The 21,841-nt window shown below is 69.9% G+C and carries 17 protein-coding genes; 9 read left to right on the top strand and 8 right to left on the bottom strand.

The annotated features are described in order from the left end of the window. The 4 genes from HHX40_RS07035 to HHX40_RS07020 all read left to right on the top strand — a co-directional run bounded on the left by HHX40_RS07035 (position 1) and on the right by HHX40_RS07020 (position 5,304). Positions 1-1,188: a DUF1996 domain-containing protein gene (locus HHX40_RS07035; RefSeq protein ID WP_182879852.1), complete on the top strand. Its 1,188-nt coding sequence runs from the start codon at positions 1-3 to the stop codon at positions 1,186-1,188. Positions 1,189-1,313: 125 nt separating this feature from the next. Then, a complete protein-coding gene (locus HHX40_RS07030) occupies positions 1,314-2,288 on the top strand; it encodes a hypothetical protein (protein ID WP_182879851.1) in 975 nt (324 codons plus the stop codon). Next, on the top strand, positions 2,285-3,736 hold the full coding sequence (locus HHX40_RS07025; protein WP_310737976.1) for an NADH-ubiquinone oxidoreductase-F iron-sulfur binding region domain-containing protein: 1,452 nt from the start codon (positions 2,285-2,287) through the stop codon (positions 3,734-3,736). The genes HHX40_RS07030 and HHX40_RS07025 overlap by 4 nt, the downstream gene beginning before the upstream one ends. A 95-nt stretch (positions 3,737-3,831) precedes the next feature. Further along, positions 3,832-5,304, top strand: a complete 1,473-nt coding sequence (locus HHX40_RS07020; protein ID WP_182879850.1) for an FAD-binding oxidoreductase — start codon at positions 3,832-3,834, stop codon at positions 5,302-5,304. A gap of 7 nt (positions 5,305-5,311) precedes the next feature. Here the strand turns inward: HHX40_RS07020 and HHX40_RS07015 are convergent, their stop codons facing one another. Beyond that, positions 5,312-5,884: a TetR/AcrR family transcriptional regulator gene (locus HHX40_RS07015; protein WP_182879849.1), complete on the bottom strand. Its 573-nt coding sequence runs from the start codon at positions 5,882-5,884 to the stop codon at positions 5,312-5,314. A 45-nt stretch (positions 5,885-5,929) separates the two neighbouring features. Between HHX40_RS07015 and HHX40_RS07010 the strand changes: the two genes are divergently transcribed. Continuing rightward, positions 5,930-7,087: a serine hydrolase domain-containing protein gene (locus HHX40_RS07010; RefSeq protein ID WP_182879848.1), complete on the top strand. Its 1,158-nt coding sequence runs from the start codon at positions 5,930-5,932 to the stop codon at positions 7,085-7,087. Between the two features lie 702 nt (positions 7,088-7,789). Here HHX40_RS07010 and HHX40_RS07005 read toward each other — a convergent pair. After that, positions 7,790-8,512 (bottom strand): TetR/AcrR family transcriptional regulator, encoded by a 723-nt coding sequence (locus tag HHX40_RS07005; protein WP_182879847.1) that lies wholly within the window; start codon positions 8,510-8,512, stop codon positions 7,790-7,792. 85 nt (positions 8,513-8,597) lie between these two features. On the opposite strand from HHX40_RS07005, the gene HHX40_RS07000 reads away from it, so the two are divergent. From HHX40_RS07000 to HHX40_RS06985, 4 genes are all read left to right on the top strand, one after another. Next, the gene (locus HHX40_RS07000; protein WP_182879846.1) at positions 8,598-9,446 is read left to right on the top strand and encodes an NAD(P)H-binding protein; all 849 of its coding nucleotides are present in this window, start codon (positions 8,598-8,600) and stop codon (positions 9,444-9,446) included. Between the two features lie 88 nt (positions 9,447-9,534). Continuing rightward, complete coding sequence (locus HHX40_RS06995; RefSeq protein ID WP_182879845.1) at positions 9,535-10,455, top strand: hypothetical protein; 921 nt, start codon at positions 9,535-9,537, stop codon at positions 10,453-10,455. A gap of 209 nt (positions 10,456-10,664) precedes the next feature. Continuing rightward, on the top strand, positions 10,665-11,231 hold the full coding sequence (locus HHX40_RS06990) for a hypothetical protein (protein WP_182879844.1): 567 nt from the start codon (positions 10,665-10,667) through the stop codon (positions 11,229-11,231). 225 nt (positions 11,232-11,456) lie between these two features. Then, positions 11,457-13,655 (top strand): glycoside hydrolase family 6 protein, encoded by a 2,199-nt coding sequence (locus HHX40_RS06985; RefSeq protein ID WP_182879843.1) that lies wholly within the window; start codon positions 11,457-11,459, stop codon positions 13,653-13,655. A 1-nt stretch (position 13,656) separates the two neighbouring features. On the opposite strand, the gene HHX40_RS06980 is transcribed toward HHX40_RS06985, so the two are convergent. The 6 genes from HHX40_RS06980 to HHX40_RS06955 all read right to left on the bottom strand — a co-directional run bounded on the left by HHX40_RS06980 (position 13,657) and on the right by HHX40_RS06955 (position 21,758). Further along, positions 13,657-14,292 (bottom strand): TetR/AcrR family transcriptional regulator, encoded by a 636-nt coding sequence (locus HHX40_RS06980; RefSeq protein WP_182879842.1) that lies wholly within the window; start codon positions 14,290-14,292, stop codon positions 13,657-13,659. 10 nt (positions 14,293-14,302) lie between these two features. Further along, positions 14,303-14,980, bottom strand: a complete 678-nt coding sequence (locus HHX40_RS06975; RefSeq protein WP_182879841.1) for a DUF4166 domain-containing protein — start codon at positions 14,978-14,980, stop codon at positions 14,303-14,305. Further along, complete coding sequence (locus tag HHX40_RS06970; RefSeq protein ID WP_220498752.1) at positions 14,977-15,693, bottom strand: hypothetical protein; 717 nt, start codon at positions 15,691-15,693, stop codon at positions 14,977-14,979. The genes HHX40_RS06975 and HHX40_RS06970 overlap by 4 nt, the downstream gene beginning before the upstream one ends. A gap of 149 nt (positions 15,694-15,842) precedes the next feature. Beyond that, entirely contained in the window at positions 15,843-16,946 is a 1,104-nt protein-coding gene (locus HHX40_RS06965) for a methyltransferase domain-containing protein (RefSeq protein ID WP_310737975.1), read from the bottom strand. Beyond that, the gene (locus tag HHX40_RS06960; protein ID WP_182879840.1) at positions 16,943-17,593 is read right to left on the bottom strand and encodes an NUDIX hydrolase; all 651 of its coding nucleotides are present in this window, start codon (positions 17,591-17,593) and stop codon (positions 16,943-16,945) included. Before HHX40_RS06960 ends, HHX40_RS06965 begins: the two co-directional genes overlap by 4 nt. A 1,078-nt stretch (positions 17,594-18,671) precedes the next feature. Continuing rightward, entirely contained in the window at positions 18,672-21,758 is a 3,087-nt protein-coding gene (locus HHX40_RS06955) for a DUF3427 domain-containing protein (RefSeq protein ID WP_310737974.1), read from the bottom strand. Positions 21,759-21,841 lie beyond the last annotated feature (83 nt).

The raw sequence follows: 21,841 nt of genomic DNA, 5'->3' as shown, positions 1-21,841 counted from the left end.
ATGCGAAAACGGCTCATTCTCGCCATGGCGGGCGTGCTGCTCGGAGGCTCGCTGAGCCCGCTGAACCCGCTGATCGGTGGGGTCCGGCCCGCCCTCGCCGACCACTGCGATCCGTCCGTCCAGGGCGCGGGGTGCGAGGACGTCGGCCCGGCTCTGGAGGACTTCGCCGACATCCGGCGGGTGCCGCCGGGCGACGGCGGCGTACGTGCCGGGCGCGGCTCGTTCACCTCCCGCTGCGGACGCAACGAGAACGGCCACCGCAACTCCGACAACCACATCGTCGCGCCCGGGGTGTCGAACGGCGCGCACCACGTCCACGACTACGTCGGCAACCTCACGACCAACGGGTCCTCCACCGACGAGAGCCTCGCCGCGGGCGGCACGACCTGCCGGCTCGGCGACAGGTCCACGTACTTCTGGCCGGTGCTGCGCAGCCGGCAGGGCCTCGGCGCCCAGCCGTCCGCCTCTCCCTCCCCCTCCGACGTCCAGGACGGGACGGCAGAGGACGTGACGGCCGAGAACGCGACGGCACAGGACGTGACAGCGGAGGACGCGACGGCACAGGACGTGACAGCGGAGGACGCGACGGCACAGGACGTGACAGCGGAGGACTCGACGGCGGAGGACGTGACGGCGCGGCACACGGAGGAGCCGGGCGGCGCGGCCGAGGGCAACGTCGGCACGATCCTCCTCGCCCGGTCGGTCACGCTGCAGTTCCGCGGCAACCCGGTCAGCAGGGTCGTGGCGATGCCCCGGTTCCTCCGGCTCATCACCGGGGACGCGAAGGCGGCCACCAACGGCGGCGCCAACGCCCGCGCCCAATGGACCTGCACCGGCTTCACGAACCGGCTGACCGGAAAGTATCCGCTCTGTCCCCGGGGCAGCCTGGTGCTGCGCGTGCTCGACTTCCCCAGCTGCTGGGACGGCCAGAACACCGACAGCGCCAACCACCGGACGCACGTCGTCTTCCCCGCCCGGAACGGCACCTGCCCGGCGGGCACCCGGGCGATCCCGCAACTGCGCATGACCCTGGCCTACTCGGTGCCGGGCGGGCCGTCGTTCGCGGTGGACAGCTTCCCCGAGCAGCGGCACAACCCGATCACCGACCACGCCGACTTCGAGAACGTGATGCCCGACCGGCTGATGCGGTCGGTGGTCACCTGCATCAACCGCGGCCTGCGCTGCTGAGCCGCGCCCCGATCGTGCCGTTCCCCGCCCGGTCCTCACGCAGGCCACCCCCACCCGAGGGCCCCACCCAAGTGGGCGGGGAACGGCGCCTCCACACCCCCCAGGCAGTACGACGGAGGAAATCAGTGCCCAACAGAGGGGCTTCCCGGCACACCCGGCCGAATCCCGGCCTCGACCTCGAACGGCGCGGCGTACGCGTGGGCCTCGGCGTCGTGGGCGCCGTGGTCATCACCGGCGGGCTGGCCGCCACCCGGACGTCCGGCGGTTCGGCGTTCCTGGCCGAGGCCCAGTCGTTCCTCACGTTCTACGCCGGCGTCTTCTCGCTGGTCGGCCTCACCACCACGGTCGCCCTGGGCCTGGCGGCGACCGACCGCGTGATCCTGCCCATCGCGCAGCGGGTGCGCGTGCAGCTCGTCCATCGGGCCATGGCCCTGCTCGGCATCGGCTTCCTCATCGTGCACATCGGCATGAAGATCGCCGCCGGGCTGGTGCCGCCGTACGGGTCGGTGGTGCCGTCCACCAACGTGTACGTCTCGCTGGGGGTCGTGGCCTCCGACCTGTTCATCGTGATCGTCGCGACCGGCGTCATGCGGGGCAGGTTCGCCCAGGCGGAGCGGCCCTGGCTGTGGCGGGGGCTGCACGACCTGGCCTACCTCGCGTGGCCGGTGGCGATCCTGCACGGCCTGACCGCCGGCCGGGCCGCCGCGCCGTGGGTCACCTTCAGCTACGTGGCCTGCCTGGCGGCGGTCGGCGCCGCCCTGCTGATCCGCCTCGCGGCCGCCACCCGGCCGGCCCGGCAGGCCGCGACCGACGAATGGAGCGCCGCCCCCGCCGCCGTCACCACCACCGGCACCGGGCGCCGTACGGTCCGCGAGGAGGACAGCCGGCGCCCTGGCGAGCGAACCGCGCGGCCGGTCAGGCCGCAGACGCGGCCCGAGGTGGCCGTCCTCGCCCGCACCGGCACCGATCCCGCCGCCCCCGACGTCCCCCGCTACATCCTGCGGGACGTCTCAGGCGGTCTCCCGCACGACGTCCTGAACGACGTCCTGAGTGATGCTCCGCCCACCCCCCAGGAACCCCGCCTCCGGAGGATCGTGTGATTCCCTACCGCGTCTCCAACGTCCGGCGGCTCGGCCCGTCCCGGCTGACCGCCGGGCTCGACGAGCATCGCAGGCTCGACCTCAACGCCCATCACAAGTACCACGACCGGCTGCCGGGCCAGACGGTCGACGCGCTCATCTCGATGGCCGAGGAGGTGGACCTGCGGGGCCGGGGCGGGGCCGCGTTCCCGTTCGCGCGCAAGCTGCGCGCCGTGTCCGCCCGTGACGGCGAGACCGTCGTGCTGGTGAACGCCGCCGAGGGCGAGCCCGCGAGCCTGAAGGACAAGACCCTGCTCACCCGGGCGCCGCACCTGGTGCTGGAGGGCGCCCTGCTCGCGGCCAGCGCGCTCGGCTCCCGCGAGGTGGTGGTCGCGGTCGGCGCGGGCGAGCTGGCCGAGGCCTCGGTCACCGCCGCCGTGGCCGAGCGCGGCCTGACCGGGCTTGTACGCGTCGTGGCGATCGAGGAGCGGTTCATCTCCGGCGAGGGCGGCGCGCTCGTCCGCGCCGTCAACGGCGAGATGGGGCTGCCGCCGGGCCGCAAGGTCCGCTCCAGTGACAGCGGCGTGTACGGCCTGCCGACCCTGCTGTCGAACACCGAGACCTTCGCCCAGCTCGCCGTGCTGGCCGAGCTGGGCCCGGAGGAGTACGCCGCGGTGGGCACGGTGCAGGAGCCGGGGACCATCCTGCTGACGGTCGGCGGCTCGGTGGGCGCCCCGGCGGTGGTCGAGGTCCCGCCCGGAGTGCCGCTGGCCGACGTGCTGGCCCTGTGCGAAGCGAAGATCGGTGACGGCCTGCTGCTCGGCGGATACCACGGCACCTGGATGTCCGCCGAGGCGGCGTACGGCACGGTCCTGTCCCGGCGCGGCGCGAAGGAGGCGGGCGGCGAACTGGGCGCGGGAATCGTGGTCGTGCTGGGCGAGGACACCTGCCCGCTCGGCGAGACCGCACGCGTGGCGGGCTACCTCGCCGCGCAGTCGGCCGGGCAGTGCGGCCCGTGCCGTCTCGGCCTGCCCGACCTCGCGCGGGCCTTCCGGCAGCTCCAGGACGGCGACCCGGACGGCCCCGAGGCGGTCCGCCGGGCGGCCGCCGCGGTGAAGGGCCGGGGCGCCTGCTTCCACCCGGACGGCTCGGCCCGGTTCGTGCTGTCGGCCCTGGACGCGTTCGCCGACGACGTGGAGGAGCACCGCTTCCACGGCGGCTGCGGACGGGAGACGAAGGGCGTGCTCCCCCTGCCCGTGGAGGAGGCGCGGGACGTCCGGCTCATGGTCGACTGGACCCGCTGCCAGGGCCACGGCCTGTGCGCGCATCTCGTGCCGGAGCTGGTCAAGCTGGACCACCACGGCTTTCCGGTGTTCATGGACACCGGCGTCCCCTCGTGGCTGCTCGGCGACGCGCAGAAGGCGGTGGAGATGTGCCCCGCGCTGGCCCTGCGGATCGGCGCGAAGTGAGACCCGACACGAGGGACGAAGTGATGACACTGTAACCAACCAGACCGGATCAGCACGCGTCTCACGAGGTAGATCACCACCTCGGGAGTACGACCATGATCGACAGACGGAGCTTTCTTCGCGTCTCGGCCCTCGCCGGAACCGCCGCCTTCTCCGGCGCCTTCTCGGGCACGGCGTTCGCCGCCGCCGGTCCCCGTCCCGCCGACTGGTCCGCGCTCGGCCGGGGACTGGACGGCAAGCTGATCCGGCCGGGCGACGCGTCGTACGACAACGCGCGCCACGTGTTCAACGCGGCCTTCGACTCCGTACGGCCGGCCGGGGTGGCGTACTGCGCGACGGCGGCCGACGTGTCGGAGTGCCTGGCGTTCGCGCGGCGGTTCGGCGTGCCGGTGACCTCCCGGTCGGGGGGCCACAGCTACGCGGGCTGGTCCACGGGCGCCGGGCTGGTCGTCGACGTGTCGCGGATGAGCGGCGTGTCGTACGCGGGCGGCCACGCCACGGTCGGCGCCGGCGCTCGGCTCGTGGACGTGTACGCGAAGCTGGCCCCCCACGGGGTGAGCATCCCGGCTGGCTCCTGCCCGACCGTCGGCGTGGCGGGTCTCACGCTGGGCGGCGGCATCGGGGTGGTGTCGCGGCAGTACGGCCTGACCTGCGACGTGCTGGAGTCCCTGAAAATCGTCACAGCCGACGGGAAGACGCTGACCTGCTCGGAGACCGCGCACCCGGACCTGTTCTGGGCCTCCCGGGGTGGCGGCGGCGGCAACTTCGGCGTCGCGACGTCGTTCACGTTCCGCACGCACGCCACCCGTCAGGTGACGCTGTTCTTCCTGCACTGGCCCTGGTCGAAGGCGGCCGCCGTGCTCAAGGCGTGGCAGGCGTGGGCGCCGTCCGCGCCCGACGCGCTGTGGTCCAACTGCCACCTGAACCACGACCCGTCCCCGGACGTGATGGTCGGCGGCCTCTACCTCGGCGGCAAGGCGGCGTGCGAGAACCTGCTGCAGAAGCTCGTCGACCGCGTCGGCTCCGGGCCCAAGACCCGTTATGTCGCGGTCTCGGCGTACGACCACGCGATGATGGTGGAGGCGGGCTGCTCGTCGCTGACGGTGGCGCAGTGCCACCGTCCCGGCACGCTCCCCGGCCAGAACCCGAGCGGAAGGCTCGTCCGCGACTCGTTCACCGCGAAGTCGCACTTCGCCTACACGCCGCTGTCGTCCGCCGGGATCAAGGCGCTGCTGGCCCAGGTCGCCGCGCCGGGACGGCACTCGGTGCTGCTCGACGCGCTCGGCGGCGCCGTCGCCCGGGTCCGCCCGGACGCGACCGCCTTCCCGCACCGCAAAGCGCTGTTCAGCGTGCAGTACTACGCCCACAAGTCCGGCGCCGCCGCCTGGACCCGCGCCGCCCACGCCGCCATGCGGCCACACTTCGGCGACCACGCGTACGTCAACTACGTCGACCCGGAACTCACCAACTGGCGGCAGCAGTACTACGGCGCGAACGCCGCGCGCCTCGCCGAGGTAAAGGCGGCCTACGACCCCGGCCGCCTCTTCCGCCTCCCCCAGGGCATCTGACGACGGGCTACGGAATGCGGAAGGGCTCGATGCCGGCGGTCACGAACGTGGCCAGGGCGCGTACGTCCTCGTCGAGCACGCCGGGCGGGTGGTGGGCGAACCGCTGCGACGCCTGCCCGGCCGCCATGCCGAGCACCGTGGTGGTGACGATGCGTTCGAGCCGCTCGACGTGGTCACCGCCGACGCCCGCCTGACGGAGCAGGTCGTGGATGTGCGCGCGGACCTCGCGCGCGGCCGCGGAGGCCGCCGGCCTGCTCAGCAGCAGGGTGAACGCCTCCGGGTGCCGGGACGCCACCGCCCGCGCACGGCCGGCCGTCCGGACGAGCGCGTCCAGCCAGGCGTCACGTCCGGCGGCCGGACCCGGCGCCGGCACGTCCCGCACGATCTCAGCCATCAGCAGTTCGACGATGCCGTCCAGCAGATCGGCCTTGTTGGCGACGTGCCGGTAGAGCGCCATCGGTGTCACCGCCAGTCGTCTGGCGACCGCGTGCATGCTCACGGCCGCGACTCCGTCGGCGTCGGCCACGTCGAGCGCGGCACCCAGGATCGCCGCCCGGTCGATCGTCTTCGGGCGTGGCACCCGGCACCTCCCCTCGCTTGAATGTATACGACATATACTTACCCTGTGCTACCGCATGGCCGCCGCGTGCCGCGGCACACCGCCTGGGTCCTCCCCCTGTCCGTCGTCACACTCGTCGCGGTCTTCCTGCTGATCATGGCCCACGGCGACGCCGCATACGCCGTGCGGGTGCTGGCGCACCAGGACTCCGGCATCACCGACGTCGAATGGAAACAGCACACCTCGGTGCACGCGGCCGCCGTGCCCCGGCCGTGGCCGGCGACCGGCGACTGCCCGATCCGCGACGCGCTGCCCACCGAGAAGGCGCAGAGCATCGTCGTCGTACACGACGGCCGGCTGGTGTGCGAGTGGTACGGCAACGGCGGGGCGCCCGATCGCCCTGCCGCCGCGTTCTCGGTGTCCAAGACGGTGATCTCGTTGCTCGTGTCGCGGGCCGTCGCGGACGGCACGATCAGAGGTCTCGGCATGCCTGTCACCCAGGCCGTTCCCGAACTGCGCGCCAGGGACGCCCGGTTCTCCTCCGTCACGCTGGGCGATCTCGTCGACATGCGCTCGGGCATCGCCTTCTCCGACGACATCTCGTTCCCCTGGGTCAACCGGGACTATCCGTCGGTCTACTACGCGACCGACCTGGCCGGGACCGTCGTCCGGCGGCCGGAGATCGCGAGCGCGCCGGGACCGTTCACCTACAACGACTACGCGCCCAACCTCGTCGGCCTGGCGTACCGGCGGCTGACCGGGACGTTCCTCACGCGACAGCCGCTGCAGCGCCTGTGGGACGATCTGGGCGCGGAGTATCCCGCCGAATGGTGCGTCGACGACCACGGTTTCCCCTACCACGAGAGCGGTCTCGTGGTGACCGCCCGTGATCTCGCCAGGATCGGCGGGCTCCTGCTCGACGGTGGCCGGGTCGCCGGACAGCAGGTGGCGCCCCGGGCGTTCCTGGACCGCAGCCTCGACCCGGGCAATCGTGAACCGGTGACCACTTTCGCCGGCGTCGCCGTCGGATACCGCAACGGCTGGTGGATCCTCCCGCGAAGCGACGGCGGACGGGACCTCGCCGCGATGGGCGCGCACGGTCAGATCATGGTGGTGTCACCGGCCACCCGGACGGTGATCGTCCGCATGGGCGACGACTACCAGACCAACATCCAGATCGCCGCCACGCTCCAGAAACTCACCGGCCGGCCGGCGTCCGGCTGATCGTTCCCGGCCTCGACACCCCGGAGGTCGCGCGGAAGGCACGTTCCCGGCGGCTCTTCCGCCACGCGAGGCTCCGCCCGGAAATCACGCCGGTCCAGCGTGAGCAGGGCCACGGACCGGGTATCTCTCGTGTCATCGAGCGCCTGCTCCGTGAGTCACCCGCCGCGCGGATCGGCGCCAGCATGCGTGAATCCGGGAAAGCCAAGAACCTCGCGGATCGCGGAACGATCATGACGCAGCTCAGATTGTTTGATATCCGACCGATATCGGCCATGAGCTGCTGCTGCATCTGGCATTTGATTTGACGGAATTGGCAACCCAAGGGCCGTAAACCGTGGTGTAGCCACCGCTACTGTCTTGACAGAAGAGCACGACCCGTGTCTGAGTCACTCCGGTCCCGCTGCACGTCGCCCAGCCGGTGCCGCCGACAACGCCAATCTGCGCGCTGGTGCTGCAGGTGGGCGCCGCCAGGGCGGGAGCAGTCGGCGACATTAGCGCTGTCGCGGCGGCGATCGCGGTCATCGCGGCCGCCGAAACGCCGAACTTCTTGATACGGCCCATTAGTTGCCTCCCTCGGTGCCGTGTTTGCTTCTTGATGGTAAGCACAGCTTTTGAGGGATATCCATAGGGGCTGGTATGCGATTTGAATGAGCGGTTTACGGGCTGGCTGCAGGGCCGAAGATTGAAGTCCGCAACGGGGAATCAATTCGTCGGTGGCCCGGCGGCGAGGCGGTCGAGCCATTCGCCGAGCACGTGGCGTTCTCCGTCCGTGAGGGCCGTGGCGTCCGGCAGGGTGGCGCGCAGCGCCATCGCCGCCGCCGCGGGCCCGGGGGTCTCGACGGCGGGGGCGTCGGTGGTGATGGCGGCTATCGCCGCGTCGCGGGCCACCTCGGACAGGCGCATGTCACGCCGTTCCTCCGGCATGGCGAGCAACGTGAAGACGACGCCGGTTCCGGCGGAGTGCACGAGGTCGGCCGCCAGGCGCTCGGCGACCTTCAGTCGTCCGGCGGCGGCGATCGCGCGGATGCGCTCTCCCAGCATGCGGAAGGCGACGACTGAGGCGGGCGACCGACGCCCCGGCTGGGGATCGCCGTACATGAGCGAGAACAGTGCGGGGTTGGCCAGCCCGAAGCCGACGTGCAGGTCCCACCCGGCCCGGAACTCCTCGACCGGATCACCGGCGGGCGGCCGGGCCTTCTTGTCCCGCAGATATGAGGTGAAGCCGAACTCGGCGACCGCGTCGAGAAGGCCCTCCTTGTCGCCGAACAGGCGGTAGATCGTCGGAGCCTGGGTGCCCGCCGCGGCGGCCACCGCCCTGGTCGAGAGGGCGTCACGGCCACCACTCGCGAGCAGTCCCGCCGCGACCGACACGATGTGCGTCCGCGTCCTGTCGCGGCCGGCCGTCTCGCTCCCAGGATCACTCATGCTTCCAACGATAGCAAGGAGTTGCTATCGATGTTTTTCCAGTGTTAGCCTCCTGGCGATATCGCCGATAACACGGGAGTATGTCGTGATCATCGTCACCGGAGCGACCGGTCAGCTTGGCCGCCTTGTCGTCGAGCACCTGCTCACGCGGGTCCCCGCCGAACGGATCGGCGTCAGCGTGCGCGAACCCGGTAAAGCCGAAGACCTCGCGGATCGAGGCGTACGCGTCCGGCAGGGCGACTTCGACGACCCCGGGAGCCTGGCGTACGCGTTCGAGGGCGCGGCGCGGGTGCTTATCGTCTCCGGCCCGGCGGACGCCGCCCCGCACCGTACGGCGATCGAGGCCGCCATGGCCGCGGGCGCCAAGCGGATCGTCTACACCAGCCACATGGGGGCGAACCCGGCCTCTCCCTTCCTCCCGATGCCGGCCCACGCCGAGACGGAGCGGGACCTGAGCGCGTCCGGGGTTCCGTTCACCGCGTTGCGCAACGGCTTCTACGCGGACACCATCGTCCAGGTCATCGGCCAGGGGCTCCGGGACGGTCAGATCGTCGCACCCGCCGACGGGCCGGTCTCCTGGACGGCCCACGCCGACCTGGCCGAGGCGGCCGCCGTCGCGCTGACCGAGGAGGGCGGGCTCGACGGGATCACGCCGCCGCTGACCGGCCCCGAGGCGCTCGATCTCACGGACATCGCCGCCGTCGCCTCCGAACTGACCGGACGCGAGATCACCCGCGTCACCGTCCCCGACGACGAGTGGATCACCGGCGTGGTGTCGCGCGGCGTCCCCGAGGGGCAGGCACGGTTCCTGCTCGGCATGTACGAGGCCAGCCGTCAGGGGGAGTTCGCCGAGGTCGGCACGGCCCTCGGTGAGGTGCTCGGCCGTAAGCCGACGGCGTTCCGCGACGTGCTCGCGGCCACGCTCACGCCCTGACCGGCCGCCGTATTCGGCCCGTTTCCGCCCGTTCGATTCGCGTGATCATTAGATTACGTCGGACCGAGCGTTTCCAGGGAGTGCGGACATGGGCAGGCGCAAGTACCGGGACGAACGTCGTCACTACAAGTACGTCGAGGCCGTGGTGCTCGACCGCGTTCTCGACGAGAACACGCAGTCGGTGCTGCGGATGCTGCCCGGGCAGCCCCTCGTGACCGCGACCTCGTTCTCCGCGTCCGTGGATTGGGAGGACTACACGCGGGAGATGGAGCAGTTCGTCGAGCGGACCTTCGACGCCTGGCTCTTCTTCGAAAACGTCGGTCCCCGTTCGGTCGCCTTCCGGATCCCCGGCACGGCGCTGTCCGCGGAGGCGGTCGCGCCGTACGCGCACGGGAACATACTCGAAGGCTTGAGCGTGGAGACGAGCGACGACGACCTGCTCCTGCGGTTGCGCATGTACGCCGAGGACTCCGAGTTGTTCAACCTGCACGAGACCGGCGCGGGATGGCTCAAGGACATCCTCCCGGTCCGTGCGGAACTGATGTCGGGCACTCTCGACGCCCTGGAGCTGGCACCGGTGGTCGGCACCCACTGGGACGAGATCGAGCGCGACGTGTCCGCCGAGTATGGGCTGTCGAAGGCGTCCCGCACCCTGGCCGCGTACCTCCAGGTCGCCCCGGAGGAGCTGAAGCGCCTGGCCGCCAGGCGGACCCAAGCCCGGCAGACGGAGTTGCCCCCAGGTTGGCTGTCCAGCTGTTCCGATCTCGAACCGGTGGCCCGGTGGGAGTTCGCCGCCGCGGAACCACCCAAGTCGTTCCAGATCACCCTGGGCCGGCTGCCGAGCGGCTGCGAGTACGGCGACTGGTACGTGACGGCGACCGAGCCGCGTGGCAAGGATCTGGCCTTCCGCGCCGAAGACGACGCGCGCAAGGGTTATCACGACGAGGCGCTGCGGCTGCAACGGCTCAACGACCCCGGTCGCTGGCGGCAGCTCGACCAGACCGGGTGAGCCGTTCCGGGCCCGGAATACGCGGACCGTATCGGGAAACTTTCACCGGCCGGGGCCGCCCACCAGCGCGTCGATAGGGCCTGCGCCGCCGGAGCATGGTCAGCGGAGAACGGCGAATCTACGATGACCTCGCGCCCCAAGATCGTGCCCGTAAGCGGGGATCGCTTCCCGCCCTGTCGCTATTCACCAGGCCCTCACAGGAGGCGCGGATGGCTCAGCACGATGAACCGTACGGACGATCCCGACGTGGTTCGCTCGCCGGCCGACTGCTGATACCGGTGGCGCTCGTCGCCATCGGGATCGGCCTCAGCCCGGCGGCGGCCCACGCCGACACCTGGCGGACGGCGACCGGCTCGGCATGGGGCCAGACGCAGTCGTCGGCTTCGGCGGCGGCCCAGGCGAGCGCGCGTACCGCCCTCACCCAGACGGCCGCCCAGCTCGGGGAGGTCTGCACGAACGTGACCTCCTCGGCGACCCTCTCGTACACCGTGCCCAGCGGGGGCGGCTACGTGTACGGCGGGACCGCGACCGGCCTGTGCGCTCCCGCGCCGCCACCGCCGTCCTACACCGTGCCGCGCACCGCGACGGCGCGCGGTGAGGCGAGCACCTACTCGGCGGCCGTGCAGAACGGCGCGGCGGCCGCCCGAGCCGCCATCCTCGCGGCCGGAGGCGACTGCACCGGCTACCAGACGACCGGCGCGACCAACGTGTACACGGCTCCCACCGGAAGCTGGTACATCTACGACGTCACCGTGTCCGCTCTCTGCGTGCACTGACACCTCTCGGCGATCGCGGGGCGCGATCAGCCGGAGTTGCCGCTCGGCGGTGGTCAATAGGATCCTTGATGATCTGATCCGACCGAGGCATCCCAGCGGGGGCGAGCGATGTCGCATTCCGGTACGAACGACGGCAGCGAGGCGGGGGGCTTACCCGGCCCCGGCTCGCCCGGCCCTGGCTTATCCGGTTCCGGCTTACCCGCTCCGGGCTTACTCGGTTCCGGCTTGCCCGGTTCGGGTGGACACGCTTCCGGGGACGGGCATGGCGATGGGCACGGCTCGGGCCTGGGGTGGCCGTCCGGCCCGCGGCACCCCGCCGACCTGCGTACGGGCGATCCGCGCGAGGTCGGGCCGTACCGGCTGGTGCGCAGGCTGGGCGAGGGCGGCATGGGCGTCGTCTACCTCGGCGAGGCGCCGGACGGCACGCGGGTGGCGGTCAAACTGCTCCACCACACGATCGCCGCCGACCCCGGCTTCCGCCGCCGGTTCCGCCGCGAGGTCGAGGCGGCCAAGCGGGTGGCCCGCTTCTGCACCGCCGCCGTGCTGGACGCGGAGGTCGACGGCGAGACCGTCTACCTGGTCACCGAGTACGTCCCCGGGCCGACCCTCCGGGAGGCCGTCGAACGGGACGGGCCGCTGCGCGGCTCCAGCCTGGACGGGCTCGCGGTCAGCGTCGCGACGGCGCTGCGGGCCGTCCACGCGGCGGGCATCATCCACCGCGACCTGAAGCCGGGCAACGTCCTGCTCTCCCCCATCGGGCCGAAGGTCATCGACTTCGGCGTGGCCCACGTGACCGACACCGGCACGCACAGCAGCGCGGTCGTGGGCACGCCCGCGTTCATGTCGCCCGAGCAGTTCGACGGCCGCGCGCTCACTCCCGCGTCGGACGTCTTCGCCTGGGCGGGCACGGTCACGTACGCGGGCACCGGCCGGGCGCCGTTCGGCAACGGGCCGCTCCCGGTCGTGCTCAACCAGGTCATCAACGGGGAGCCGAGACTGGACGGCTTAGACGGGCCGCTGCGTCCGCTGGTCGAGCGCGCCCTGGCCAAGGACCCGGCCGTACGGCCGACCGTGCAGGAGATCCTGGACGCCCTCACCGGCTCCCGGGCGGAGCCGGAGGCGTGGGTCACCACCCAGCCGGGCGGGCGGAGGAGCCGTCGCGGGCTGGTGGCCGGGGCCGCGGCCGGGATCGCCGGGCTGGCGGTGATCGCGACGGTGGCCGCCGTACGGCTCACCGGGGACGACCCGCCCTCCCCGGGGACCTCGGTGACGTCCACGCGCTCCGCCGCGGTGGCCGGAGACGACTCCGCACCTCGGACCGGCGGTTCCTCCACCCCGGCCGCGTCACAGGCGCCACAGGCGGACGGCGGCGGCGACCCCGGCAAGGGAAACCCGCTGCGCGAGCCCGGCGTACGGTTCGCGTACCAGGCGGACCCGGACGCGCGGCGCCAGGCGAACATCTGGAGCGCGCAGGGCAGGAAGGCCGACGCCGCACTGATGCGCGCCCTGGCGGCGGTGCCGCACCCCGTGAACCTGAACATGCCCGCCGACGAGGCCGGCCGTACGGTCGCATCCGCCATGCGGGCGGCCACCGCGCGTCACGCCGTCGCGGTGATCGTGACCGACCAGGTGCCGAGGAAGGACTGCTCCCAGTGGGGAGAAGCGGACGAGCGGGCGTACCGCGCCTGGATCGACGTGGTGGCGAAGGCGATCGGCTCGGGCCGGGCGGTGGTCGTGCTGGAGCCGAACAGCCTGACCAGGATTCCGGGATCCGACAGTTGCCCGGCCGGGGGCAGGGCGGCGGCGGCCGAGCGCTATCGCGAGCTCGGTTTCGCGGTGAACCGCCTGCGGAGGCTTCCGCACACGGCCGTGTATCTCGACGGCGGCATCGAGGGCTGGCCGGGCATGGCCGACATCGCCGACCGGCTGCTGAAGGCCGGGGTGGGGCGAGCGGACGGCTTCTACCTGAACACCTCGGACTACCAGGAGACCGATCGGCTCCTGCGGTATGGGGAGAACCTGTCCCTGTGCCTTTATGTGAAGACGAAGGACCCCGGGAGCGCCTGCACCGGCGCGGAGCTCGGCGCGGTGCCGGCCGGAGCGCCGCTGACCCACTTCGTCCTCGACACCAGCCGGAACGGCAGGGGCGGGTGGAAACCGCCGAAGGGCAGGTACGCCGACCCGGAGAAGTGGTGCAATCCACCGGGGGTGGGCGTGGGACCCCGCCCGACCACCGAGACCGGCGGCGAACTGGCCGACGCGTTCCTGTGGCTCCGCGCCCCCGAGCGGTCGAACGGCCAGTGCACCCGAGGCGGCCCGGGCCCCGAGGACCCCGAGTGGCACCAGGTGGACCCGGTCGGCGGCACCTGGTGGCCCGCCCTCGCCCTCGACCGCGCCAAGAACGCCGTCCCCCCGCTGCGCTGACTCACTTCTCGGTGCTGTTGACCTTGCGCAGCCGGGCCCGGACCGTACGGCGGACCAGCGGGCCCATGTCGTCCAGCGCCGCGACCAGGCCGGCCAGCTGCTCCAGGCTGTCGAACGCGCGCTTCGCGCCGTCCTCGTCGACCCCCTCGTACAGTTCGAGACCGACGAACGCGGCGGCGGTGGCGCGGGCGAGCCCGGCGACGTCCACGAACTCGGCGAGCGGCGTGCCGGTCAGCACCCTCTGGAGCACCTCTTCGACCTCGGTGACCCACATGCCGAGGCCGGCGGCGGTGGCGGGGGCGAGCTTGCCGTCCATCTGGCTGCCCGCGAGCATCTGGGCGAGCACGGCGAGGTTCCCCGCTTCACGCTCCTCGGCGTGCAGCGAGCGGCCGAGGTCGAGCAGTTCGCGGAGCGAGGTCACGGCCGCGAACCGCTCGCGGTAGACCGTCACCCGCTGCTCCGAGCCGTACCGCAGGGCCGCGGCGAGGAGGTCGTCGACGGTGCCGAAGTGGTAGAAGACCAGCGCCTGGTTGACCCCGGCGGCGGTGGCGACGGCCCGCGCGGAGGCGCCCGCGATGCCCTGCGTACGCAGGGTCTCCAGCGCTCCTTCGAGCAGCCTCGTGCGGGTGTCGCCCATCGTCACTCCCTCAGCGGCGTACCTCTTCGCGCCGCGGCTTCACCGTAGCGGGTACACCGTGCTCCACGACGTCGACGTAGCGCGCCCGGAACGTCCCCCAATAGCCGAACAGCGGGCCGAGCTTCGCGTTGGAGACGGTGACGCCGACGCGGAACAGCCCGGCGTCGTCGTCGTACGACTCCCTGACGACGGCGGTCCCGGTCACGGAGCCGGGGAGGCGGCAGGAGACGAGCCCCTCGTGCAGGCGGAACTCGCCGGACCGGATGACGAGGCCCCCGTGCTCGTCCACCGACATGTCCAGGTCGACCGCCAGGTGCTGGTGCGAGCCGAGATAGTCGACGATGCCGCGCCGCTCGTGGTCGTACACCATCGTGGCGTCGAACCGCCGCCGACGGCGGGGCAGGTCGAAGGTGCGGACGAAGGTGACGGTCTCGCGTCCGTGGGAGTCGACGTACGGGTAGTTCTCGATGGTGAACGGCACCCGCCGGCCCTGCTCGGGGACCAGGATGTTGCGCCTGGTGCCCAGGGCCAGGAACGGCCGGGTGAACGCGGCGTGCCAGATGTGGTCCATCGTTCCGGTGCCGACGCAGGCCCGCCCGCCGGTCACGCTGACGCCGAAGCGGCGGCGTAACTGCGGGTGCAGGCGGGCGAAGTCGGCGCCGAGGGTACGTTCGAAGATCGAGGTCATCGCGTCTCCAGTTCGGGCAGCGGGGCTTTGGCCGCCATTGGTTCGGGCGGGCGGCTGGTTGAGCCGGTTGGGCGGCTTGTTGGGCGACGTAGGCAGCGGCGGGCCGCGGGGGTTCCGGGCAGCGGCGGCAGGAGGACCGCCAGCGCCGCGACCAGTACGGCTGCTGCGGGCGGAGCCAGTGCTGTGGCCGTGGCGGTGACGAGCACGCGTACGCACACCTCGGCGAGGGCCTGCCACAGGGTGCGCTCGGGCGTTCTTCCTGTCTCCAGCCAGAGGCGGAGCCGGTCGAAGGACCATGCCGTCGCCCAGCCGATGAGCGGCCGGAAGACGAGGTCCACGGTCCGTCCCCAGCCGGGGCGATAGCCGTACCGGGTGAGGAAGCGGACACCGTCGGGGGTCTGGACGTATCGCCAGTAGCCGGAGCCCGAGCGGATCGGCGACAGCGGATGCGCCGAGGCGAAGCGCAGCGCGGACGTCCTGTCGTCGGGGTCGAGGCGGTCCCCGGCCGTGACGCCGGCACCGGTGATAACGAGGCCCGGCAGCAGCCGTACGGCGTACCGGAACCACTGCGACTCGCCGTCGGCACGCGGCAGGTAGTCGATCTCGCTGAACCGCAGATCCCACCTCTGATGCTGGTCAGGGGTCTGCGTCAGCTCCCAGAGAGCACCCATGTCCGCCCGGACCCGGCACTCCACATACACGAAGCGACCCACACGCCACCTCCACAGTTTTGAGCAGTCGCTCAAATGCGAGAGTAGGCCGATTTGAGCAATCGCTCAAGTTCCCTGGTCAAGGCGCCCTTACGCCAGGGCGAAGGCGGCAGGGTCGTCGGCCTTGCCGCCGCGCCCAGCTCCGAAGGCACCTACCCGATCACGTTCGCCGGGGAGTCGAGCCAGACGTATTGACCTTCCGGCGTGACGGTCAGGCCGAACCGCTCACGGCCCGGGGAACCGGAGGAGACCCACCACAGGAACGCGGCCTCAAGTTCGTTCCAGAGATCGCGTGGCCCCCTCTGGAGAACGGCCACGCGCTTGTACTCAGGCGAGTAGTGCACCTGAGCATCGGAGTCGGCCGACCACAGCCACAGGTGGAAGTCGCCGTTGTCCTCGTCGGCGTGCCGGCCGTTCAGGTCGGGAATCATGCCCGCGACCACCACATCGGCACCGACCGAGGAGCGCACGATCCGGCGGGGGTCCAGGTAGGTCGACGACTCGCGATAGTCGCCCGCCGCCTTTGGTACGCCCCGTCGTTGCGACCGCAGCATCATGAAGGAACAGCCGCGGTAGAACCTCCCCACAGCCGTGCCGTCCCCGGTCACGGTCAGTCTGGTCAGGTGACCGGCCTCCCACCGAGGCATCCAGGGGAAAACGATCAGGCCCGCCGGACGCGTCTGCTCGACCCAGGCATGGGGCACCTCATCGACGCCGCAAGTGACGTGAACGCGGTCATAGGGCTTGCCATCCGGCCACCCGGCACTCCCATCCCCCAGAACGAGCCGGGGAAGACGCCCGGCGTTCTTGAGGTTCGAGGTCGCTGCGGTGAGGACGGCCTGATCTATCTCGACACTGGTGACGTTGCCGTCGCCGAGGCGATGGGCCAGCAGGCCCGCCGTCCAGCCGGTTCCCGTACCGATCTCCAGGACTTCGTCACCGTCGTAGGGATCGAGCAGGTCCAGGCCCGCCGCGACGATGCTGGGCATGGAGCATGACGAGGTGTAGTCCCCGCTTCCCGCACTCAGGTCGGTCGTCCCGTCGTCAAGCTGGGTGACGATCGCCGTGTTCGAGTAGACGGCGTCCAACCACCCGTCCGGGTCGGCGGTCCGGTCGATCAGATAGCCCGGCTTGGCGTCAGGCGAGCACCACGCCTGGTCGGGGATGAAGAGGTGACGCGGCACCGCCCGCATGGCGTCCGCCCATCGCGAGTCGAGGCCCTGGAGTTGTGCGATCAGATGCGCGCTGTTCGTCACTTGCCCTGGGGCTTCTCGTGCTGACCGCCGCCGGGGTTGGGGCGGTCGCCGTCCGGCGTCGGCTTCTCGGGCGTGAAGGGCTTGCTCGACGGTTTCTGCCCCTCATGCTTCGGCATGCTGTGAACTCCTTCGTTCAGGGGGACCTCGTCGTCTGCCTGTCCGGAGCGCTCGGCCGACAGGTGGCGTACGTACATCTGAATGCGCTCGCGGTCCTCGGGGAAGACGCTCTCCCACTCGTCACCGAGCCCGAACCACTTCGGCGGCTGGCCGGTCTGCCCTCGGAGAGGTACGTCACAGTCGGTGATCGCGACATACGACAGGCCCAGCGTCGGCGACCAGTCCGCACGGTAGGAACGTACGGACACTGCTGCCGGCGTCGGCAGCAGCTCGTTCCGCAGGCCGGTCTCCTCGGCGAGCTCACGAGACGCGGCGGCTCGGGGCATCTCCCCCGGCTCGACCTTGCCTCCGGGAGGCACCCATCCCCGCCAGCGATGTCTCACAAGCAGAACGTGCTTGAGGGAAGGATCGGTCACCCAGACTTCCGCCGCGAGGGGCCCCATTGGCCCATGGCGGGCCCGATCCAGCCAGGCCCGAGCGTCGTCGAACTCCAGCACGGCGAGGCGAGCATCGGCGATCGCCGCGTCCAAGGTCACTTGTCCAGGCACGCCTTGAATCACTGGCCACACTCCGTGGTGCGCGCGAGCTGGGGAGTGCCGGTTTCCCGAGCGAGCACGCGCGCCGCTTCCTCGAAGCGGTTGCAGAACACCGCCCAATCGTCCCAGTGACGTTCCTGGACGAGAAGTCGCAACGACGTTGGGCGAGGCATCGCGCCAATTCCCCTTAGACGAAGGCCGGACATGGATCATGAGCATCGAGCGACGCGCACAGTAACGGGTCGCACACACTTGGTGCTCCTGGCCAGGATGCTCCCCTATCGACGCCGTCAGCAACATGGTTGAGCAAACTGCTCGACCAGGGTTACAACCCCCTGCGGCGACTCGTCATGCCACGCCGGAAGCGAAGATCAACGGTGCCGACGTGTCAGGGTGAGGGAGTTCTCACATCGCGAGGCTGAGGGCGAGCACGGCGGCGGCGAAGGCGGTGACGGTGACGGTGACGGTGACGAGCACGCGTACGCACACCTCGGCGAGGGCCTGCCACAGGGAGCGCTCGGGAGGCGCCCCGGTTGCCAGCCAGAGGCGGAGCCGGTCGAAGGACTATGCCGCCCCCAGCCTATGAGCGGCCGGACGCCACCTCCACGGTTTTGAGCAGTCGCTCGAACCCGAGAGTAGGCCGATATAAGCGACCGCCCAAGTTCCCTGATCAGGGTTCTTCTGTACCGATTCGTTCACCCTCTCGCTCTCCTGATAGATGGCGATGCCGGCATCTCACACGCGCACTCGCGACGCCGCTGGAGCATGATCTGGATCGAACGACATGCGGTCGTTCCGACTCAACACATCTCAGTAGCGACGTACCGGAGGGGCGATGGCGACCGAACTCGTGGAAGAGCGGCCTTATGACGCAAGGCTGCACAAGGGTGAACGCGCCGCCCAGGGCGGCTGCTCCTGGCACGGTCGCACCTGCGACGAGCCGGTAATCGCGAGCGTGCTGACCCGGGACAGAGGGGGCGAGGTGTGGCACGCCACATGCCAACGTGCTCTCGACGCCCTCCGCCACGGTTAGATTCAGGGGCCCATGCGGTCAGCGAGGCTGTGGCCTGGGCTATCCCGCGATGGCAGCCCGGCGGAATAGGTCCGCCGGCATTTCCTCATCGAGTTTCCAGGTGATAGCCATCGGACGCTCGCCTCGATGTTCCACGTATCGCGCAGTGCCGTGGAAGACAAAGGGTTCGGGGTGGCCGCTCTCGTTCTCCTTGCGCTCCCTGGTGAACAGGAGCACGTGGCTGCCCTCAGCCTCATGGTTCCGGTAGCGCAGACCTGTCGCGGAGTGCGAACTGGTCCGGTTCTGCGACTCCCAGTGGAAAAGACGCGGGGTGAGCGCGTAGTCCCGGTACATGGTCTGAGGGGAGAACTCCTTTTCGTTCTTGTGTAGCGTAACGAATAGTGCGTCGCACTGGGTGGCAGGGCTCCAGGCAACACCCTCGCGCATTGTGGACGGCACCAGCCCACCAAGCGATGCCCATCCGATCGCGGCGAGCACTTCCTCCGTGGAGTAACGGGCGTTGACCGCGAGTGGCACCGCGCCAACACTCGGATCGAGCGGTCGGGCCACATGCCTCGGGCGGTGCATGCCGTAGGTCAGAACCTGCCGGATCTCCTCGCACAGAACGGGCTCTGCGCGCAGCCGGTCCAGCGCCTCATCGTAGGAAGAGAAGTCCCCGCCGTCACGCCAGAAGGAAAAGCACAGCATTCGCGCAAAGGCCTGGTCCGTAGACGAGCAGTCCGCGTAGCGCAGGCCGTCGGCGCTTAGGAGTCGGGCGTATGCTTCGCCACGGCGACGGTCGTCCACGTGCAGAAGCGCCCGGACCCGCCGGCCAAGGGCCTCTTCTAGCGGCGAGCCAGACTCGGGCAACAGGCCGGCCCGACGAAGGAGCGATGTCCAGTACCTTCGGTTGCGGTACAGGTCGCCGATGTCCCGCCCCATCTCTTCGAGATATGCGATAAGCGACGTCTCCGCACAGGAACGGATCTCCTGCGTCAGTGTGCTCACCGTCGCGCCGAGATGAATCTTGAGCTCGGCGAGAAGCCGATCCTTGGTCACCCGGTCCAGCACAATCTGACTGCCCGACGGCAGCAGCGGGAACTCGTCTTTGACCTGCTTGTCTAGCCTGCCACGAGTGAACCCGGTCAATGCCTGGAACCGGTTAGCGAAACGGTACTCCTTCCGGTGCTGGCCGACGAAGTCCAGCACTGTCAGCACCTCTTTGTCCGGAGTACGACGAAGCCCTCGGCCAAGCTGCTGGAGGAAGATGGTTGCACTCTCGGTCGGCCGTAGAAGCAGCAGAGTATCTACATCCGGTACGTCCAGACCCTCGTTGAACAGGTCGACCGCGAAGAGGAACCGGACCTCGCCATCCCGCAGCGCCCTCAGTGCCGCCTTCCGGGAAGCATCATCGGTGGAGCCGTCCACCGCAAGAGAGGGCAACCCTGCCCTCGTGAAGAAGTCAGCCATGAAGCGGGCATGCCGTACTGACACGCAGAAGCCCAAGCCACGCACAGTAGCGAGATTGCTAACCTTGTCGTTCAGAGCATTGAAGACCAGGCGGGCTCGGACATCATCACCAGTGAACAAGTTGTCGAGCGCATTGCTGTCGTAGGAGCCGCGCGACCATTTGATGCTGGTGAGGTCGGTTTCATCAGCGATACCGAAGTAGTGGAACGGGCAGAGCAAGTCGGCATCCAGTGCGTCCCACAGACGCAACTCTGAGGCAATCCGACCCTCGAAGAACTCGTCCTGAACCCAGGTGCCATCGGCACGTTCAGGGGTTGCGGTGAGACCCAACAGTTCCTTGGGCTTGAGGTAATCGATGATCCGTCGATAGGTACGAGCGGCGGCGTGGTGGAACTCGTCGATGACGACTACGTCGAAATGCTCAGGGTCGAACGACTCGATCCCCATGGCGGTGAGCGACTGTACGCTGGCGAAGACGTGCCGCCAGTCTCGCGAGCGCTCATCGCCCACATGCAACTCACCGAAATCTGGCACAGCCAGCACCTGCCGGTACGTGCGCAATGCCTGAGCCAGGATCTCGCGCCGGTGCGCAACGAACAGCAGTGACGGCTGGCGGCCCAACCGCTGCTGCAAGTTACGGTAGTCGAAAGCCGCTACTACCGTCTTGCCGGTGCCGGTAGCCGCGACGAGGAGGTTTCGATGCCGACCGTGCACACTGCGCTCGACGTCCAGGTCTTCCAGCATCTCCCGCTGGTGATGAAAAGGATGCGGCACCAAGGCGGGGATGTCGAAAAGCTGCTGACCCACCTTTGATCGGGACAGCGCCTCATCCAACCGGTCGCCGTGAACTGCCGGGTCGTAAGACTCGAACTCTGGCCGGTTCCAGTAGGAGTCGAAGGTCGCCTCGAACTTGTCCAGCAGCCGAGGCGTCGTCACGGACGAGAGCCGTACGTTCCATTCGAGCCCGTCCAGCAGTGCCGCCCGGGAGAGATTGGAACTGCCGACGTAGGCGGTGTCGAAGCCGGTCTGCCGGCGCAGCAGCCATGCCTTGGCGTGCAGGCGGGTGGAGTTCTGCTCGTAACTGATCCGCACCTCGGCACCAAAGTCGCGCACCAGTCGGTCCAGCGCACGCCGCTCAGTCGCACCCATGTACGTCGTCGTGATCACTCTGAGAGGGACACCCCTGCGCTGCAGGTCCGCGAGGGAGCGTTCCAGGATTCGCAGTCCCGACCACTTGACGAAGGCACACAGGAGGTCCACGCGGGTGGCACTGACTAACTCAGCCGCCAACTCATGCGCCAGGTTGGGATCCTCGCGAGCGTTAGTCAGCAAGGCCGCTTCGGACAGCGAGGTCAACGGTCGTACTGGACTACTCGCGCCTGGACTGGCTCGCACGATCGACAACAGCCTGTTCGGCCCATCTGCTACGGTCTCGGGCTCCGTCAACTGGTTCAGTAGCCGGTTGACCAAATCAACCTGCTCTTGAGGCTCTTTCAGCATGGCCAAAGCTCGGGCTGCCGTTTCGCCAACGAAACGGCCCAGCAGGTGGGCCACCTCTTCTTTGTCAACTTCGGACACCTCCACGAGGTGCCCCATCTGCCGCGTCGCCTCGACGCTTTTGGTGAGCTTGTCAGTGAGCAGCGAGTCGTACAGGCCAGGGATCAGGGCGTCGTCCACTACATGTCCTTGTGGCTAGGTCTGCGCTACAGGCGCACCGCAAGCGATCATCGTATTGAAACGCCGGCCCAGATTTCGCCACA

It is taken from the genome of Microbispora sp. H10949 (assembly GCF_014161435.1).
GTDB classification, from domain to species: Bacteria; Actinomycetota; Actinomycetes; order Streptosporangiales; family Streptosporangiaceae; genus Microbispora; species Microbispora triticiradicis.
Note: the sequence above shows the minus strand (reverse complement) of the source record. Positions and strands in the feature narration are given on the sequence as shown.

Excerpts from the sequence above, each read along its gene's own strand:
- HHX40_RS07035 (WP_182879852.1), top strand. The coding sequence starts at position 1 with ATGCGAAAACGGCTCATTCTCGCCATGGCGGGCGTGCTGCTCGGAGGC.
- HHX40_RS07020 (WP_182879850.1), top strand. The coding sequence starts at position 3,832 with ATGATCGACAGACGGAGCTTTCTTCGCGTCTCGGCCCTCGCCGGAACC.
- HHX40_RS07005 (WP_182879847.1), bottom strand. The coding sequence starts at position 8,512 with ATGAGTGATCCTGGGAGCGAGACGGCCGGCCGCGACAGGACGCGGACG.
- HHX40_RS06995 (WP_182879845.1), top strand. The coding sequence starts at position 9,535 with ATGGGCAGGCGCAAGTACCGGGACGAACGTCGTCACTACAAGTACGTC.
- HHX40_RS06990 (WP_182879844.1), top strand. The coding sequence starts at position 10,665 with ATGGCTCAGCACGATGAACCGTACGGACGATCCCGACGTGGTTCGCTC.
- HHX40_RS06980 (WP_182879842.1), bottom strand. The coding sequence starts at position 14,292 with ATGGGCGACACCCGCACGAGGCTGCTCGAAGGAGCGCTGGAGACCCTG.
- HHX40_RS06975 (WP_182879841.1), bottom strand. The coding sequence starts at position 14,980 with ATGACCTCGATCTTCGAACGTACCCTCGGCGCCGACTTCGCCCGCCTG.